This is a genomic window from Streptomyces sp. NPDC054786 (genome assembly GCF_053611685.1).
In genome coordinates, this window is the sequence record NZ_JBSHAW010000036.1 from 1 (window position 1) to 16,130 (window position 16,130).

The 16,130-nt window shown below is 71.7% G+C and carries 13 protein-coding genes; 5 read left to right on the forward strand and 8 right to left on the reverse strand.

What is annotated here, in order from left to right; all coding sequences use genetic code 11:
- Positions 1–122: 122 nt before the first annotated feature.
- Positions 123–620: a DUF6328 family protein gene (locus ACWGI6_RS27475; protein ID WP_453269994.1), complete on the reverse strand. Its 498-nt coding sequence runs from the start codon at positions 618–620 to the stop codon at positions 123–125.
- The gene (locus ACWGI6_RS27480) at positions 617–3,175 is read right to left on the reverse strand and encodes an ATP-dependent Clp protease ATP-binding subunit (protein WP_453269995.1); all 2,559 of its coding nucleotides are present in this window, start codon (positions 3,173–3,175) and stop codon (positions 617–619) included. The genes ACWGI6_RS27475 and ACWGI6_RS27480 overlap by 4 nt, the downstream gene beginning before the upstream one ends.
- A 312-nt stretch (positions 3,176–3,487) precedes the next feature.
- Here ACWGI6_RS27480 and ACWGI6_RS27485 point away from each other — a divergent pair, with 312 nt between their 5' ends.
- Positions 3,488–4,684, forward strand: a complete 1,197-nt coding sequence (locus ACWGI6_RS27485; RefSeq protein WP_453269996.1) for a PP2C family protein-serine/threonine phosphatase — start codon at positions 3,488–3,490, stop codon at positions 4,682–4,684.
- Between the two features lie 31 nt (positions 4,685–4,715).
- Here ACWGI6_RS27485 and ACWGI6_RS27490 read toward each other — a convergent pair whose 3' ends face one another.
- A complete protein-coding gene (locus tag ACWGI6_RS27490; protein ID WP_453269997.1) occupies positions 4,716–6,947 on the reverse strand; it encodes an FUSC family protein in 2,232 nt (743 codons plus the stop codon).
- Positions 6,948–7,198: 251 nt separating this feature from the next.
- Here ACWGI6_RS27490 and ACWGI6_RS27495 point away from each other — a divergent pair, with 251 nt between their 5' ends.
- Positions 7,199–7,804: a helix-turn-helix transcriptional regulator gene (locus ACWGI6_RS27495; protein ID WP_393904406.1), complete on the forward strand. Its 606-nt coding sequence runs from the start codon at positions 7,199–7,201 to the stop codon at positions 7,802–7,804.
- A gap of 728 nt (positions 7,805–8,532) precedes the next feature.
- Positions 8,533–8,673, forward strand: coding sequence for a hypothetical protein (locus ACWGI6_RS27500; RefSeq protein WP_453269998.1), 141 nt, complete (start codon positions 8,533–8,535; stop codon positions 8,671–8,673).
- Positions 8,674–8,990: 317 nt separating this feature from the next.
- Here the strand turns inward: ACWGI6_RS27500 and ACWGI6_RS27505 are convergent, their stop codons facing one another.
- Positions 8,991–9,971, reverse strand: coding sequence for an acyl-CoA dehydrogenase family protein (locus tag ACWGI6_RS27505; RefSeq protein WP_453269999.1), 981 nt, complete (start codon positions 9,969–9,971; stop codon positions 8,991–8,993).
- On the reverse strand, positions 9,971–11,140 hold the full coding sequence (locus tag ACWGI6_RS27510; RefSeq protein ID WP_453270000.1) for an acyl-CoA dehydrogenase family protein: 1,170 nt from the start codon (positions 11,138–11,140) through the stop codon (positions 9,971–9,973). The genes ACWGI6_RS27505 and ACWGI6_RS27510 overlap by 1 nt, the downstream gene beginning before the upstream one ends.
- Before the next feature lie 211 nt (positions 11,141–11,351).
- Between ACWGI6_RS27510 and ACWGI6_RS27515 the strand changes: the two genes are divergently transcribed.
- Complete coding sequence (locus ACWGI6_RS27515; protein WP_453270001.1) at positions 11,352–12,134, forward strand: SDR family oxidoreductase; 783 nt, start codon at positions 11,352–11,354, stop codon at positions 12,132–12,134.
- A 117-nt stretch (positions 12,135–12,251) separates the two neighbouring features.
- Complete coding sequence (locus ACWGI6_RS27520) at positions 12,252–13,409, forward strand: acetyl-CoA C-acetyltransferase (RefSeq protein ID WP_453270002.1); 1,158 nt, start codon at positions 12,252–12,254, stop codon at positions 13,407–13,409.
- A gap of 83 nt (positions 13,410–13,492) precedes the next feature.
- Here ACWGI6_RS27520 and ACWGI6_RS27525 read toward each other — a convergent pair whose 3' ends face one another.
- Genes ACWGI6_RS27525 through ACWGI6_RS27535 form a run of 3 tightly spaced genes read right to left on the reverse strand, consistent with a single transcriptional unit; the run spans position 13,493 to position 16,127 of the window.
- Entirely contained in the window at positions 13,493–14,551 is a 1,059-nt protein-coding gene (locus ACWGI6_RS27525; protein WP_453270003.1) for an NAD(P)H-dependent flavin oxidoreductase, read from the reverse strand.
- On the reverse strand, positions 14,548–15,291 hold the full coding sequence (locus tag ACWGI6_RS27530; RefSeq protein ID WP_453270004.1) for a CoA-transferase subunit beta: 744 nt from the start codon (positions 15,289–15,291) through the stop codon (positions 14,548–14,550). The genes ACWGI6_RS27525 and ACWGI6_RS27530 overlap by 4 nt, the downstream gene beginning before the upstream one ends.
- Positions 15,288–16,127 (reverse strand): CoA transferase subunit A, encoded by an 840-nt coding sequence (locus ACWGI6_RS27535; RefSeq protein ID WP_453270005.1) that lies wholly within the window; start codon positions 16,125–16,127, stop codon positions 15,288–15,290. The genes ACWGI6_RS27530 and ACWGI6_RS27535 overlap by 4 nt, the downstream gene beginning before the upstream one ends.
- Positions 16,128–16,130 lie beyond the last annotated feature (3 nt).

Here is a 16,130-nt window from a genome sequence, read left to right on the forward strand (position 1 = left end):
GACCCAGGTCAGGGTCTCGGCCCGCGCCCTTGGCGGCCGTTGACGCGCGTGACCGCCCGGGGCATCGGGAGCCGGAAGAGGATCAGGCGCCGGAGGAGCCGGACTGCGCGGAACGTGCCCGCTCAGTCCTTGGACGAATACCGGTGCAGAATCCAGGCGGGCAGCGCGAACCAGCAGATCACGAACCAGGCGACCAGCCCCGCGACGATCCAGACGACCACGGAGTTGTGCAGGGCGATGCGCAGGATCAGCAGCAGCGCGGAGGCGACCGTCCCCAGCAGAAGGACGATCCCCAGCACGGCCAGGCGGGAGGCCCACAGCACCGTCTCCGGCTTCAACCGGTGCCCGGTGACCAGCCGGTGAAAGGTGACCGTGCCGATCAGCGCGCCGGTCGTGGCCGCCCCCAGCAGGACCGTCACCACGTAGATGGCCTTGTCGGTCTGTCCGAGCGTGACGAAGCGCGGGGTGAAGACGACGGTGAGCAGAAACGCGAAGAGGATCTGCACCCCGGTCTGGATCACCCGCACCTCTTGCAACAGTTCGTTCCACCGCCGGTCGGCCCGCTCCTCCGGCGACTCGTGACGCCCCTGGGACGTGTCGCGCGGGCCCAGCGGGGTCACCCGGCACCCGGCTGTTTCTCGTCGGTGCGGAACGCCAGCTCGTTGTCCTTCACCTCCACGCGCACCGTGCCACCGGCCGACAGCGCACCGTCCAGCAACAGCCGCGAGAGCGCATTGTCGACCTCCCGCTGAATGGTGCGCCGCAGCGGCCGGGCCCCGTATTCGGGCCGGTGGCCGCGGTGGGTGAGCCAGTCCACGGCGCCGGGCGTGAACTCGACGGAGATGTCCTGGGCGCGCAGCCTGCGGGTGGTCCCGTCGAGCAGCAGACCGGTGATCTGACGCAGCTGGTCGTCGGTGAGCCGGCGGAAGACGATGATCTCGTCGAGGCGGTTGAGGAATTCCGGGCGGAAGTGTTCGCGCAAGGTGCCCAGCGCCCGTTCCCGCGCGCCGTCGCCGGCCTCCGCCCCCGTGCTCTCCGGGCCGAAGCCCAGCACCCCGCGACCACCGCTGAGCGCCTCGGAGCCGAGGTTGCTCGTCATCACGATGACGGTGTTCTTGAAGTCGACCCGGCGGCCCTGGGAGTCGGTCAGATGCCCGTCGTCGAGGACCTGCAGCAGGATGTTGAAGACATCGGGGTGCGCCTTTTCGACCTCGTCGAGCAGCAGCAGCGAATACGGGTGGTGGCGCACCGCCTCGGTCAGCTGGCCCGCATCCTCATGCCCGACGTATCCCGGGGGAGCACCGACCAGCCGGCTGACCGTGTGCCGCTCCTGATACTCGCTCATGTCCAGGCGCACCATCCGGTCCTCGCTGCCGAACAGCGCCTCGGCGAGCGCGCGGGCCAGCTCGGTCTTGCCCACGCCCGTCGGACCGAGGAACAGGAAGCTGCCGATCGGGCGGTCGGGGTCGGCAAGGCCGGCCCGCGAACGCAGGATCGCCTCGGAGACGGCCGTGACCGCGTCGTCCTGGCCGATCACCCGGGTGTGCAGCCGTTCCTCCAGCCCGAGCAGCCGCTCCTTCTCCTCCTGGGTCAGGCTGCTCACGGGCACGCCGGTCTGCCGCGACACGATCTCGGCGATGTCCTCGGCGGTGACCTTCACGATCCGGCAGTCGCTCGGCGGCTTGCCCTGACCGGCCTCGATCCGCACGGTGAGTTCGGCGACCCGGTCACGCAGCTCGGTCGCCCGCTCGTACTGCTCCGCGGCGACCGCCTGGTCCTTGTCCCTGACCAGCTGCTCCCGCTCGCGTTCCAGATCGCGTACGTCGGTGCCCTTGGCACCCGAGCGGAGCCGGACCCGTGCACCGGCCTGGTCGAGCAGGTCGATCGCCTTGTCGGGCAGGAAGCGGTGGGCGATATAGCGGTCCGAGAGCTCGACCGCCGCGAGCAGCGCCTCGTTCGTGTAGCGCACCTGGTGATGTGCTTCGTAGCGGTCCTGCAGCCCGCGCAGAATCTGCACCGTGTCGGCGACATTTGGCTCGGGCACGAGGATGGGCTGGAAACGGCGGGCGAGCGCGGCGTCCTTCTCGATGTTCCGCCGGTACTCCTCCAGGGTGGTGGCGCCGATGACATGCATTTCGCCACGTGCCAGGGCGGGCTTGAGCATATTGCTCGCTTCCAGGGAACCGCCGTCCCCGCTGCCCCCGCCGGCGCCGACGACCGTGTGCAGCTCATCGATGAAGACGATCAGGGAGCCGGGGTGTGTGCGGACCTCGTCGATGATGGCGTTCATCCGCTCCTCGAAGTCACCGCGGTAGCGGGTGCCGGCGACGACGGCCGTCAGATCCAGGGCGACGACGCGCCGGCCCGACAGGTTCTCGGGGACGTCTCCGTCGGCCAGCCGCTGGGCCAGGCCCTCGACGATCGCTGTCTTGCCCACCCCCGCATCGCCGACCAGCACCGGGTTGTTCTTCCCCCGGCGGGAGAGCACCTCGATGGCCTGCTCGATCTGCTCCTCGCGGCCGATGACCGGGTCGATCCGGCCCGCCCGGGCCAGGTCGGTCAGATCGCGGCTGTACTTGTCCAGGGTCGGTGTGTCGTGCTTCGGCGGAGTGCCGTGATCGGGTCCCGCGGGCGGGGTGCCGGGGCTGCTCTGCGGTGCGGCCTGCGGATCGAAGTGGGCGAGGTTCAGAATGCGCCCCGCTGCCGAGTCCATGTTGGCCGCCAGCGCGTCCAGTACGTGCTCCGGGCCGATGTACGAGGATCCGTGGTCCCGCGCCAGATCGTGCGCGCCCAACAGCGCCCGCTTGACCGCAGGGGTCACGGCGACGCTGGACTGCTTCGGCCCCGAACCTGCGCCGCGGTCGATCTCGGCCGCCAGCGCGTCGGGGTCCGCCCCCGCCTGCTGCAGCAAGCTGCGGGTCGGTTCGGCGGCGAGGGCGGCCCGCAGGAGGTGCTCGGTGCCGAGTTCGGGGCTGCCGTGCTCAGCGGCGTAAGCGGCTGCGGAGGTCACCAGATCCCGGGCGGGACCGCTCATCATGCGTGCGATGTCCGCCTGCCGGGGCGCGGGCTTCCCCGGCTCGCCGCTCGCGGACTGCGCGGCACCGAAGAAGCGCGCGAGGAAGTCACCGAAGGAGTCCGGGCCGTAACCCTCCGGACCCATGAATCCATTGCCCATGTGTGTCCGTTCCGCTGCCACGGCGGTACCGCGACATGCTGCCTGGTCGGGTTCCTTGTGCTGTTGCTTCTGCTTCGTGCTCTAGTCCGGCGGATGCCCGGGAGAGGCGACGCCACACGTCACACACGACTCCACTGCTTCAGGATCAGGGCCCGCAACTCCATCCGCACCCGGGCAGGCCACGGCCCGGTGCCCCGCATCCGGCCCCGGAGCGCCCGGTCCGCCGGATGGCACTCCCGGATGGCGCGGGCGCCCGAAAGGCACTTGGCTCACAGTGCTCAAGGGATGCACGGCGCTCGGAGGGACGCGGGGATGGCCGTCGAGAGTGTTCCTGCTGGTGACGGCGAACATCTGCTGCAGGAATTCCTGGCTGCCGTCCACACCGCACCCCCGTCACACTTCCAGGCCCTCGTCGACCGCTACGCCGCGCAGATCGGCCTGCGCCGGGTGACCGTCTACCTCGTGGACCTCCAGCAGCGGCAGTTGACGCCCCTCGCCGGCGGGGAACGGCTCCTGGTGGACGAGTCGCCGGCCGGCTGGGCCTATCGCACGCTGGGGCTCCGCGTCGAGGAGAGCTCCGCCGGCCCGCTGGTCGTCTGGCTGCCGCTGATCGACGGTGCGGACCGGCTGGGGGTGGTGGGGATGCAGGTCGACGCACTGGACGGCGCCCTGCTGCGCCGCTGCCGGACGCTGGTGGCGGTCCTGTCCATGGCGATCACCTCCCGGTGGCGCGTCAGCGATCACTTGGTGCAGCGGACCCGTACGGACACGATGACGCTGCCCGCCGAGCTGGTGCGCTCCCTGCTGCCCCCTCGGACCGTCGGCGCCGCGCGGGCCGTGTCCACCGCCGTCCTGGAACCGGCCTACGAACTGGGCGGAGACGCCTTCGACCATGCGCTGACCGAGTCGACGCTGCATGCGGTGATCCTCGACGCGATGGGGCACAACCTCGCCTCGGGACTGACCACATCGATCGCCATGGCCGGCTGCCGCAGCGCGCGGCGGATGGGCGCTGACCTGCCCGAACTCGTCAAGACCGTGGACCAGGTGCTCGCCGACTGGCTGCCCGAGCAGTACTGCACCGGCATCGCCGCCCGGCTGGATCTCCTCAGCGGGGTGCTGACCTGGTGCAACTGCGGCCATCCGCCGCCCCTGCTGATCCGCGACCACCAGGTCCTCGACAAGGCGCTGGAACGCCCCGGCGAACCTCCGATGGGCACGCCCGCCACCCTCGCCGACGCCTCGCGCACGGTCCACCGGGAGGCGCTGGAGCCGGGGGACCGGGTGCTGCTCTACACCGACGGCGTGACCGAGGCCCGCACGGCCGGCGGCGGCCGCTTCGGCCTGGGGGGCTTCACCGACTCCATCATCCGGGCCACCGCGGCCGGAGAGCTCGCCTCCGAGGCGCTCCGCCAGCTGATGCACGCCATTCTGGAGAGCCGGCACGAGGGGCTGAGTGACGACGCCACGATCCTGCTCCTGGAGTGGCGGCCGCCGGGCACGCGTTGACCCGGGGCGCACGCCCTCCGGCGGCGCGGCGTCACACCTCCTTGTGGATCCGGTCCAGATCGGCGGTGAGCGCATCGAGCCAGATCACCGAGTCGATGAGCAGCGCGGCGGAGAGCGCGCGGGTGTCCCGGTCCGGGCTGTTGTGCGGTACGGCCGGAGCCACCGCCAACAGCGCGCGGATGTCCAGCGGCCGGGCGTCTTCCCGGGGCACGTCGCTGTCCGTGCGAAGACGCCGGGCCAGGGACCGGTAGTCGGCTGCCGTCCGGTCGGCCGCATGGCGCAGCCAGGCACCGACCTCGTGCGGGGCGATCCGTCCGGGCCGGCCGGGCAGCAGCCGTTCACCGCGCCGCGCGTCCGCCCCGGCGACCAGCACCGAGGGCCAGTCCGGCTGCCCGGCGGCCTCGTCCCGCGGCTCGCACTGGTACTGGGCCAGGCTCTCCTGCGCGAGGGTGAGCGCCCGGTTGATCGCGAAGAAGTCGGTACTGCCGGAGTGTTCGACGACCCGCGCGGTGGTGTGCCCGATGGCGTCGGCGACGGCCGAGCACAGGCCCGCCATGCTTCGGCGCACCTCGCGGCCCGCGCCCCGTGGCCAGGCCACCAGCCCGCAGGCCAGTCCGATGAGGCTGCCGACCAGCACATCCACCAGCCGGACCGGGGCCAGCTGCCAGGTGACGGGGGAGACCTGTGCGAACAGCGTGGCCACCACCAGCGTGAACCCGCCCTGGGCCCAGGCCAGCCCGCGCAGCGGCCCCAGGATGAACGCCGCCAGCATCACCAGCGGCAGTACGACCGCGTACACCGTCTCCCGGTCGTGGACCAGCGCCAGCAGCCCGCCGGCCAGCACCGCGCCGGCCAGCGTGCCGATCAGCGCCTGCCGGACCGCGGACCAAGTCTCCAGGCTGGTGGTACGGGTGAGGGTGAGCGTCGCCAGCAGAACCCAGAAGCCGTGCTGGAGGTCGAGGAGTCCGGCGACGGCCCGCGCGGTGGCCAGGCCGAGCGCGAACCGGCAGGCGTTCTGGAAGATCACCGAGCGCGGTGTGAGATGTGTGGTCAGCCGTTGCCACCACAGCTCATGGGCGCGCGCCTGCGCATAGGTGAAGGTGTGCCCGTCGGGGCACTGTTCGACGGACCGGTCGCCGAGCAGCAGCCGGGTGGCCAGGGCGAGGACGACGGCGCAGTCGGCGGCCTGCACCACCTGGGACCGGCGGCGCAGATAGATCAGCCGGTCATCGGTGCTGAGCCGCTCCAGCGTGTCCACGGCCCGGTGGGCCCGTACAGGGGCCAGCTCGCTCCGCAGGACCGCGGCGGACGGCCCCTCGCCGGGCCGCAGCCGCTCGCCCCGCCGCAGCGCCGTCGCCGCCTCACGGGCCGCCGCGCTGATGCCCTGGAGCAGCACCACCGTCTCCGGGTGGTAGACGTCGTGCGGCCCGGCCGCGGTGTGCAGGGCGGCCAGCCGGGCCAGCAGGGTGCGGACCGCCTCGGTGGCATGCGCCATGGCCTTGTGGGTGAGGGTGGGGGAGGCGGGCCGATCGGCCGGCGGCACACGGGACGGACGCAGGGCGTCCCCGGCCCGGTGCGCCTGGGCGAGCGCCTGCACGGGAAGAGGGCCGCCGTGATGGTCGGCCAGGCGCGCGGCGGCGTCGGCGGCATCGGCCAGCAGCCGGCAGAAGGGCGGGGTGTCCGGTTCGGGCAGCAGAAAGCGCTGGGCCAGCGCGAGCAGGACCGCGCCCAGCAGGAAGCCGGACAGCCGCTGGCTCAGGGCGTCCGGGGCGTAGGGCGGGAAGCACGGCAGGATGTAGAGCAGTTGCATCCCGGGTGCCGCCCCGGCGATCCGCGGCCCGGTGGTGCCCGCGTACGCCACCATGAATCCGATGACGAGCATGCCCAGCACGGCTGCCCATGTCTGTACGGCGAGCAGTGTGCCCAGCGTGACCAGCACCAGTCCGGCGGGGATCGCCGTGAGGACGGTCGCGGCGCGCTGGCGCCCGGACCCCGGGATCCGGGCGAGCACGCCGAGTGCCACGACGGTGAACGTGGCGTAGACGGACATGACGGTCAGGTTCAGCGCGTAGCGGCAGAAGTAGAAGGCCACGCAGGAGGCGGCTGTCACCCGGACCGCGTTGCCGACGACGGAGCGGTGTCCGCGCAAGCTGCGTCTGCCGTGCTCCAGCAGATAGCGCAGTCTGCGCAGCAGCGCCCCGACGGGCCCGCCGGCCGACCGTCGCGGCCCGGACCGCGGGGAAGCTCCCTGTAGCGGGCTCACCTTTCCACTATTGGCCAGCGGGTCCCGGTCCGCACCGCGCAGCCGGCCGGCGGCGGCATCGAGCGCCCGGTCAGCGGCCGGGGGCGTGCCCCGGTGGAGTCCCCCCGTCGCCCCCGGTCCGGCTCACGGCGCGCAACCAACCACGGGCACCTTCCCGGGGGAAATGCGTGCAGCGGGAACACGAGTACGGGGAGGGGCAGTTGGCGACGGCCGGTCAGGCGGGCGCGGACGCGGACCGTACACTGCGGAACGTGACGGAGAAGAAGGCGGGCGCCGTGAGCGTCGGCGATGCGGAGCGACCTGCGCTGCCGGCCACCAGTTGGGCGGTACTGGGCCTGCTCTCCTTCGGTGAGGAGCTGTCCGGTTACGACCTGAAGAAATGGTCGGACGGGTCGCTGCGCTTCTTCTACTGGAGCCCCTCCTTCAGCCAGATCTACGGCGAGCTGAAGCGCTTGGAGAAGGTGGGTTACGTCAGCTCGCGGATGGTCGCCCAGGAGACCGGCAACCGCGACAAGCGGGTCTATGTGATCACCGACGAAGGGTTGGCGGCGGTCCGCCACTGGGCGCACGAGGCGCCGGTGGAACCCCCCGTCCTCAAGCACGGTGTGATGCTGCGGCTGTGGCTCGGCCATCTGCTGGAGGCCGAGCAGATGCGTGAAGTGCTGGGCCGGCACCGGGAGTACGCGGAAACGATGCGGCAGCGTGCCGAGACCGACGCCGAGGGTGCCCCCGCGGAGGACTCCTCGGCCTACCCCTCACTCGTCCTGAAGTGGTCGGAGCGGCACTACGCCTCCGAGCGGGATCTGGCCGATGCGATGCTGGCCGACCTGGAGGCGCTGGACCGCAAGCGCCCGTAGGGGCGTTGTGCTCGTATGCCGCTGCCCGGTCCGGGGTGCCGGGCTGTTGGCCGGGCGCCGGGCGAGGCGGCGGGCTCTGTCCGGCGGTTGGCGGTTGGCGGTTGGCGGCCGGCGGCGAGGCAGGTGCCGGCGATGCGGCCGTCCCCTGCCGCACCCCGGAAACCGGCGTGCGCATACGCGTGGGGAGAACCCAGCGAATGGTTTATAGGGGTAAAAAGACGCAATGCGGGCTTGGAATCTGAGGTCCATTAAGTCGCATTCGCGCGTTAAGTGCTAACTATGCATGGCACTCACACCACTTTCCTGACGCTCCAGCGGCAAGCTTCCTGGCACTCAGTGCCAAATAGGCGTGGAGCGAGTGTTTTACGGGCTGGAGATGGTCATTCTGAGCGGGATTAGACCATGGAAAACAAGGTTACCCATGGAATACATGCCAGTTAGATGGCCATTTAGGACGCTTTGGCTTGAGTGAGGCAAGCGCCACACTTGATAACGAGGCACGCAGTGACCCTCAAGGCCCTGAGCAGCGCCTTCATGTGATCAACTTCCGTTTTTGGGCGGTTTGCCGCACGGTAACGCCGTCCGCACACGGTGTAGCGGTCGGGATAAGCTCTACGAACCTTCGGGTCGTTCGTGCTCAGCCAGCTGGGGGTGCGAACGCCTTCACGGTGCGGGACTGAATCCCGTATGACTGCCGCCCTGACGGGGGGGGTGGGAAGGAGACGGTCTTGAAGATCCTCTTGGGGAGAATTCGGGACCGTTGGAAAGAGCGTTGGTCGCCCAGGATCACCGCGCCGCGCGTGTCGGCATTCGTTGCCGTGGCCATGCTCGCGCTGGCAGTGATCGACAGGGTGCACCGGCTGCTCTGAAGACGAAAGGCCCCAGCTGATGAATCAGCCAGGGCCTTTCGACAACGGTGCGAGGGGTTCCGCTGTGAACCTTCCGAGTTGCAGCTCGGGAGAGCGGAGCCCCTCGTGGTGTCTCACGACGGTATCACCGTAACGAAACCCGGCACCGGGCATCAACAGAGTGTTGACGCGCCCCTGGATCACATTTCACGCTTCTGACCTGCAACTTCTCCCGTCGCAAAGTGTGAATGGTGAATCCACTCACGCGGCTGACGCCACCTGGACCCCGTGGATCGCGCCCTCGTCCGCGGCGCCCGTGATGTCAGGCGCCCGCGACGTCAGCCGGCCAGGACGCGGGCGCGGCACTCGGCCGGGGTTCCCCAGGCGTCCCGCAGCGGGCGGGCCTTGCGGATCCACAGCGAGAGGTCGAGTTCCTCGGTGTAACCGAGGGCGCCGTGCAACTGCAGTGCCGTACGCGCCGCGGCATAACCGGCCTCGCCCGCCGCGACCTTCGCCGCCGCCACCTCCCGGCCGGCCGACGGGGCACCCGACGCCACCGCGAGCGCCGCCGCATACACCAGCGGCTGTGCGAACTCCAGCCCGATCAGGGTGTCCGCCAGCCGGTGCTTGACCACCTGGAACGAGCCGATGGCCACCTGGAACTGGGTGCGCTGCCGGACGTGGGACACCGTCGCCGCCAGCAGGGCCCGGCCGAGGCCGAGGGACTGCGCGGCGGTGGCGAGCCGTGCGACATCGACGGCGTGTGCGGCGGCCTCGGTCACCGCGGGGCCCTCGGCCAGGACGGTGCCGCCGAGCGGGCGGGACAGCCGCCGGGCCGGGTCGAGGGAGGGCTGCACGGGGCCGTGGCTGTCCGCGCGGCGCACGGTGTCGCCCTGGACGACGAGAACGCCGTCGGCGGCATCCGCGTCCACGGCGTACGGGGCCCCGGCGCACAGGCTGACGACCGCATCGCCCGTGGCGATCCGCGGCAGCCCGGCCTCATCCGCGGCATCCTCGCCGAGACGCGCCAGGAACGCGGCCGCCGCCACTGTCTCCGCCAGCGGACCCGGCACGGCATGCCGACCCAACTCCACGAAGGAGAGGGCGAGTTCGACCGGCAGCGGCCCCATTCCTCCGTGCCGCTCCGGAACGGCGAGCGCGAACACACCCGCGGCCGCGATCCGCGCCCACAGCTCACGGCCCGGCTTCTGCTCCCCGGCCGCCCAGGCCCGCACCACGGCCGGGGTGCCGGAAGCCCCCAGCATGCCGTCCAGCGTGCGGGTGAACTCCCGCTGCTCAGCGGTCAGGAGGAAGCGCATCACCGGCGTCCCTTCGGCAGACCGAGCAGCCGCTCGGCGATGATGTCCCGCTGGATCTCGTTGGTGCCGGCATAGATCGGCCCGGCGAGCGAGAAGGTGTACGCCTCGGCCCAACTCCCGTGCGCGGGGGCCTCGTCGGCGTCATCGGCGAGCATGCCGTACGGGCCGAGCAGGTCCAGCGCGGTCTCGTGCAGGGCGATGTCGAGCTCGGACCAGAAGACCTTGTTCAGGCTCGACTCGGCGCCGATCGACCCCCCGTCGGCGAGCCGGGAGGCGTTGGCGTAGGTGAACAGCTGATACGCCCTGGCGCCGATCAGCGCGTCGGCCACCCGCTCGCCGAGGGCCGGGCCGGCCGTCCCGGGGGCCTCGCGCCACAGTGCGGCCAGCCGCCCGGCGGCCGCGGTGAAGCGGCCCGGACTGCGCAGCGTCAGGCCCCGTTCGTTGCCGGCGGTGCTCATGGCGACCTGCCATCCCTGCCCCGGCTCGCCGATGAGGTCCGTATCCGGCACGAAGACCTCATCGAGGAAGAGTTCGGCGAAGGCCGGCTTGCCGTCCAGGCGGCCGAGCGGACGTACCGTCACGCCCGGTGCGTCCAGCGGGAACATCAGATAGCTGAGCCCCTGGTGCGGCCGGGCGGCGTCCGGGTCGCTGCGGAACAGCCCGAAGGCCCGGTCGGCGAACGCGGCCCGGGACGACCAGGTCTTCTGCCCGTTCAGCAGCCAGCCGCCCTCGGTCCGTACGGCGGTCGAGCGCAGCGACGCCAGATCCGACCCCGACTCCGGCTCCGACCAGGCCTGCGCCCAGATGACCTCCCCGCGCGCCATGGGGCCCAGGACGCGGGCGCGTTGCTCGTCGGTGCCGTGCGCGAAGAGGGTGGGGGCGAGGAGATGAATGCCGTTCTGGCCGACCCGCCCGGGGGCGCCCGCGGCGTAGTACTCCTCCTCGAACAGCAGCCACTGCAGGAGCGAAGCGCCCCTGCCGCCGTACTCCTCGGGCCAGGAGACCACCGACCAGTGGTCCGCGGCGAGCCGATGCTCCCACTCCCGGTGCGCGGCGAACCCCTCCGCGGTCTCCAGTGACGGCAGCGGACGGGCGGGAACCTGCTCGGCGAGCCAGGCGCGGGCCTCGGCCCGGAACGCCTCCTCGGCGGCGGAGATGTCGAGGTCCATCAGGCCCCCGCCTCCCGGGTGACGGGCGCGACCGGGCCCTGGCGTTCGTCGCGCGGGGGCGCGTCGTTGCGGGCAGCGGGCATCCGCCCTCCTTCCCTAACAAGTGTTTGGTAGGTTAACGTACCGGCATGAGCGGCGTCGAGGCCCCCGCCACCGTCGAGAGCCTTCGCCCCGGGATCCGCAGCCGGCTGCGGGAAGAGGAGGCTCACGCATGACACCGCCGCCCTACGTGCCCGGCCACCATCTGCTCGACGGCCGCACCGCCGTCATCACCGCGGCCGCCGGAGCCGGCATCGGCGGTGCCACCGCCCGCAGATTCCTGGAGGAGGGCGCCCGGGTGGTCCTCGGTGACGCCCATGCGCGCCGGCTGACGGCTACCGCCGAGGCGCTCGCCGAGGAGTTCGGCGCCGGACAGGTGGCGTCGCTGCCTTGCGATGTCACCGACGAGGACCAGGTCAACGCCCTGCTGGACACTGCCGAAGAGCGCCATGGGCGCCTCGACATCGTGGTCAACAACGCCGGGCTCGGCGGCACCGCAGACCTCGTCGAGATGACCGACACCCAGTGGGGCACGGTCCTCGATGTGACCCTGAACGGCACCTTCCGCTGTACCCGGGCCGCCCTGCGCCGGATGCAGGCCGCCGGCCGCGGCGGCGTGATCGTCAACAACGCCTCGGTCGTCGGCTGGCGTGCCCAGCGCGGCCAGGCCCACTACGCCGCGGCCAAGGCCGGGGTGATGGCGCTGACCCGGTGCGCCGCCATGGAGGCCGCCGCGTACGGCGTACGTGTCAACGCGGTCTCGCCCAGCCTCGCGATGCACCCGCACCTGGCGAAGGTGACCACGCCCGAACTGCTGGCGGAGCTCACCGAGCGGGAGGCGTTCGGCCGCTACGCCGAACCCTGGGAGGTCGCCAATGTCATCGTCTTCCTGGCCGGCGACTACGCCTCGTACATGACCGGGGAAACGGTGTCCGTCAGCTCCCAGCACGCGTGAGGCGCGGCGGGCCGGGGTGCCGTACGGCTCCGGGGAGACCGCCCGCCGGCGCCCGCCGGCCGGCACCACCTTGCGGAACCGGCCGCCACGTCCGCAGAATCTGACCAAGGAGACCCCATGTCCGAGGCCTATATCGTCGACGCGGTCCGCACCCCGGTGGGCAGGAAGGGCGGCGGTCTGTCGGCCGTCCACCCCGCCGACCTGGGCGCGCATGTGCTGACGGCGCTGATGGCGCGCAGCGGCGCCGATCCGGCCGCCGTCGAGGACGTCGTCTTCGGCTGTCTGGACACCGTGGGCCCCCAGGCCGGGGACATCGCCCGGACCTGCTGGCTGGCCGCCGGACTGCCCGAGGAGGTGCCCGGAGTCACCGTCGACCGCCAGTGCGGCTCGTCGCAGCAGGCCGTGCACTTCGCGGCCCAGGGCGTGCTCTCCGGCACCCAGGATCTGGTGGTCGCGGGCGGTGTGCAGAACATGTCGCAGATCCCGATCGCCTTCGCCAGCCGGCAGGCCGCCGCCCCGCTCGGCCTGACCGACGGCCCGTTCGCCGGCTCCGAGGGCTGGCGGGCCCGCTACGGCGAGGCGCCCGTCAACCAGTTCCACGGCGCCGAACTCATCGCCGACAAGTGGCACATCTCCCGGGAGGAGATGGAGGAGTTCGCACTCCGTTCGCACCGGCGGGCCGTCCGCGCCATCGATGAGGGCCGCTTCGACCGCGAGATCGTCGCCTACGGGGACGTCACCGCCGACGAAGGCCCCCGCCGTGACACCTCGTTGGAGAAGATGGCCGGGCTGGCGCCGGTCGTTGCGGGCGGCCGGCTGACCGCGGCGGTCTCCTCACAGGTCTCCGACGGCGCGGCCGCCATGCTTCTCGCCTCCGAGCGGGCGGTGGCCGAGCACGGCCTCACCCCGCGGGCCCGCATCCACCATCTGTCGGTGCGCGGTGAGGACCCGATCCGGATGCTGTCCGCACCGATCCCGGCGACGGCGTACGCGCTGAAGAAGGCGGGGATGTCGATCGGCGACATCGACCTGGTGGAGATCAACGAGGCGTTCGCGCCCGTGGTGCTGGCCTGGCTGAAGGAGACCGGCGCCGACCCGGAGCGGGTCAATGTCAACGGCGGCGCCATCGCTCTCGGCCATCCGCTCGGCGCGACCGGCGTCCGGCTGATGACCACGTTGCTGCACGAACTGGAGCGCACCGGCGGCCGGTTCGGGCTGCAGACCATGTGCGAGGGCGGCGGGCAGGCCAACGTCACCGTCATCGAGCGCCTCTGACCGGCCGTCAGGCCGCCGCCCACGTAGGACGGACCGCCGGCCCGGCGTCCCGGACCGGCACCCCGGCGGGCCGCGGTGGCCGTTCAGCGCGGCAGCGCGCCCAGCGTCGCGCCCGCCTCGGCCATGATCCGGTCGACGAGCTCCGCGCAGGACGGCAGATCCCCGAGCACACCGGCGACCTGTCCGGAGGCCATCACACCGAGATCGGTACGGCCCTCGACCATGGACGCCCTCAGCAGCATCGGGGTGTTGGCGGCGAGCAGGACCTGGCTCCAGCTGAGGTCCCTGCCGTGCTTCATCGCCAGGCCGTCACGGACCATCTGCGCCCAGCTCAGGCCGGACAGCTTCCTGAACGATGCGGCCCGGCGGAGCGCGGTGAACAGCGTGGTGGCGCGCCCGGACCGCTCCAGCGCCGCGACCAGCTCGCTGCGCAGCATCCGGTGGGGCAGACCGTCCACCTTCGTGGTGACGGTGATGTCCTTGACGCCCGCGGCCAGATAGCGGTCCTGTACGGCCCGGGGCACGGTGCTGTCCGACGTCAGCAGGAAACGGGTGCCCATGGCGATACCGGCCGCGCCGTAGGCGAGCGCCGCGACCAGGCCCCGGCCGTCGAAGAAGCCGCCCGCGGCGATGACCGGGATATCGACCGCGTCCACGATCTGCGGGAGCAGCACGGTCGTGGCGACGGTCCCCGTGTGGCCGCCGCCCTCCCCGCCCTGGACGATGACCGCGTCCGCGCCCCAGGCCGCGACCTTCTCGGCGTGGCGGCGGGCGCCGACGGACGGGATGACGACGACCCCCGCGTCCTTCAGCCGGGCGATCAGCTCACGGGAGGGGGCCAGGGCGAACGAGGCGACCCGCACACCCTCCTCCACGATGAGGCGCACCCGGTCGCCCGCGTCTCCCGCGTCCGCGCGGAGGTTGACCCCGAAGGGTGCGTCCGTACGGGAGGCGACCTCGCGGACCGCCGAGCGCAGCTGCTCGACGGTCATGGTGGCCGAGGCGAGAATCCCGAGGGCGCCCGCCTCGGCCGCGGCCGACACCAGCCGGGGCCCCGCCACCCACCCCATGCCGGTCTGCACGAGAGGATGGCGCACCCCGACGAGCTCGGTCAGCGGCGTCTCGATCCTGACGTCCGTCATGCCGTCGGCACCTCGCCGTTGCGCCGCCCCTCCGGGTCGATGACCCTACGGATCAGCCGCAGCTCGGTGGCGGTGGGCTCCCGGGTGCAGGGCACTTCGCCGGGCAGCGCGAGCGGGAACCCGGTGGCTTCCTGGATCTCCTCGACCGTCACGCCGGGATGCACGGAGGCCAGCCGCATGGCGCGGTCCGCGGTCTCGAAGTCGAAGACACCGAGGTCGGAGACGACGCGCGGAATGCGGTGGTAGCGGGTCGCGGACGGCCCGGCGGCGGCCGCGCTGTCGTAACCGACCCCGCTGATCATGTCGACCTTCTCGACGAAGACCCGTTTCGAGTGCTTCGGCACCCAGTAACTGACCGGGTTGTTCAGGGTGTTGACCGGGGCGCCGCGGACGCCGAGAAGCTGGCGCGCGGGCCGCTGCCAGTCGCCGATGCAGGAGATGTTCTGGTTGCCGAAGCGGTCGAGCTGGCTCGCGCCCATCATCACATGGCGCCGGCCGCCGGTGACCATGGTGAGGTGCTGACGGTAGGGCAGCCAGCCCTCGGCCGATCCGTCGAGGCCGACGATCATGGCCTCGCCGTCGGTGAGGAGCAGATCGGGGGAGAAGGTGCGCTTGGCGAGCCGGGCGCCGATCGACGGGATCAGGCCCATCGGACTCGCGAGCACCTCGCCGTTGTCGCGCCAGGCGTCGGCGCAGGCGATGACGCAGTACTCGGCGCGGGTCGTCGTGGTGGCGCTCACTGCTGCTCCTCGTGCCAGGTCTGGACCGCGGACCGGTACGTCTTCTCGTCCCCGGACAGGAACCGCTCGGCGAACTGCGGCCAGGGCGTGGTCGCATACAGCTTCTGGAAGGCCTCGTCACGTCCGTAGTCGGGGACGCAGGAGGTGAAGTGCGCACCGTTCGGGGCCTCGACGACCCCGGTGACCGAGTGCCGCTTGACCAGCAGGGTCTGCGGGGCGGCCGTGGCGAAGTCCTCCACGAGCCGTTCGCAGGAGACATACGCACTGTCCGCGGCCTCGCAGAACAGATCGTCGAAGTACGGGTCGGGGCCCAGGTACTGGCCGTTGCCGAGCCGGTCGGCGCGGTGCAGATGGACCAGTGCCGCGTCCATGCGCAGGGCCGGCATCGCGACGAAGGTCTCGCCGTCCTCGTAGGGCGAAGTGATGGTCTTCAGGCCGGGGTTGACCCGCATCACATCCGAACCGAGGCCGGACCGTACCGGCAGGAACGGCAGCCGGTTGGCGGCGGCGTGCAGGCCCCACATGAACATCGCCTCGTCGATCTCCGTCAGCTCGAACGCGCCGCGCTGACGGGCCGCGCGGAAATGCGGTTCGAGGGGGATCGAGTCGAGGGTCGCGAACGCCGCGACGAGTGTGCGGATCCGGCCGGCGGCGGCGAGCAGGCCGACATCGGGACCGCCGTACGAGACCACGGTCAGGTCGGTGATGTCGGAGCGGAGCAGCGCCCGCACCAGCGCCATCGGCTTACGGCGCGAGCCCCAGCCGCCGATGCCGAGGGTCATGCCGCTGCGCAGCCGGGAGACGACGTCCTCGGGCGTCATGGTCTTGTCGGTCACGGA

What these genes read in the sequence shown, in the direction of transcription:
- ACWGI6_RS27525 (WP_453270003.1), bottom strand. Translation starts at nt 14,551, where the DNA reads ATGACGGACGTCAGGATCGAGACGCCGCTGACCGAGCTCGTCGGGGTG.
- ACWGI6_RS27515 (WP_453270001.1), top strand. Translation starts at nt 11,352, where the DNA reads ATGACACCGCCGCCCTACGTGCCCGGCCACCATCTGCTCGACGGCCGC.
- ACWGI6_RS27480 (WP_453269995.1), bottom strand. Translation starts at nt 3,175, where the DNA reads ATGGGCAATGGATTCATGGGTCCGGAGGGTTACGGCCCGGACTCCTTC.
- ACWGI6_RS27510 (WP_453270000.1), bottom strand. Translation starts at nt 11,140, where the DNA reads ATGGACCTCGACATCTCCGCCGCCGAGGAGGCGTTCCGGGCCGAGGCC.
- ACWGI6_RS27505 (WP_453269999.1), bottom strand. Translation starts at nt 9,971, where the DNA reads ATGCGCTTCCTCCTGACCGCTGAGCAGCGGGAGTTCACCCGCACGCTG.
- ACWGI6_RS27485 (WP_453269996.1), top strand. Translation starts at nt 3,488, where the DNA reads ATGGCCGTCGAGAGTGTTCCTGCTGGTGACGGCGAACATCTGCTGCAG.
- ACWGI6_RS27520 (WP_453270002.1), top strand. Translation starts at nt 12,252, where the DNA reads ATGTCCGAGGCCTATATCGTCGACGCGGTCCGCACCCCGGTGGGCAGG.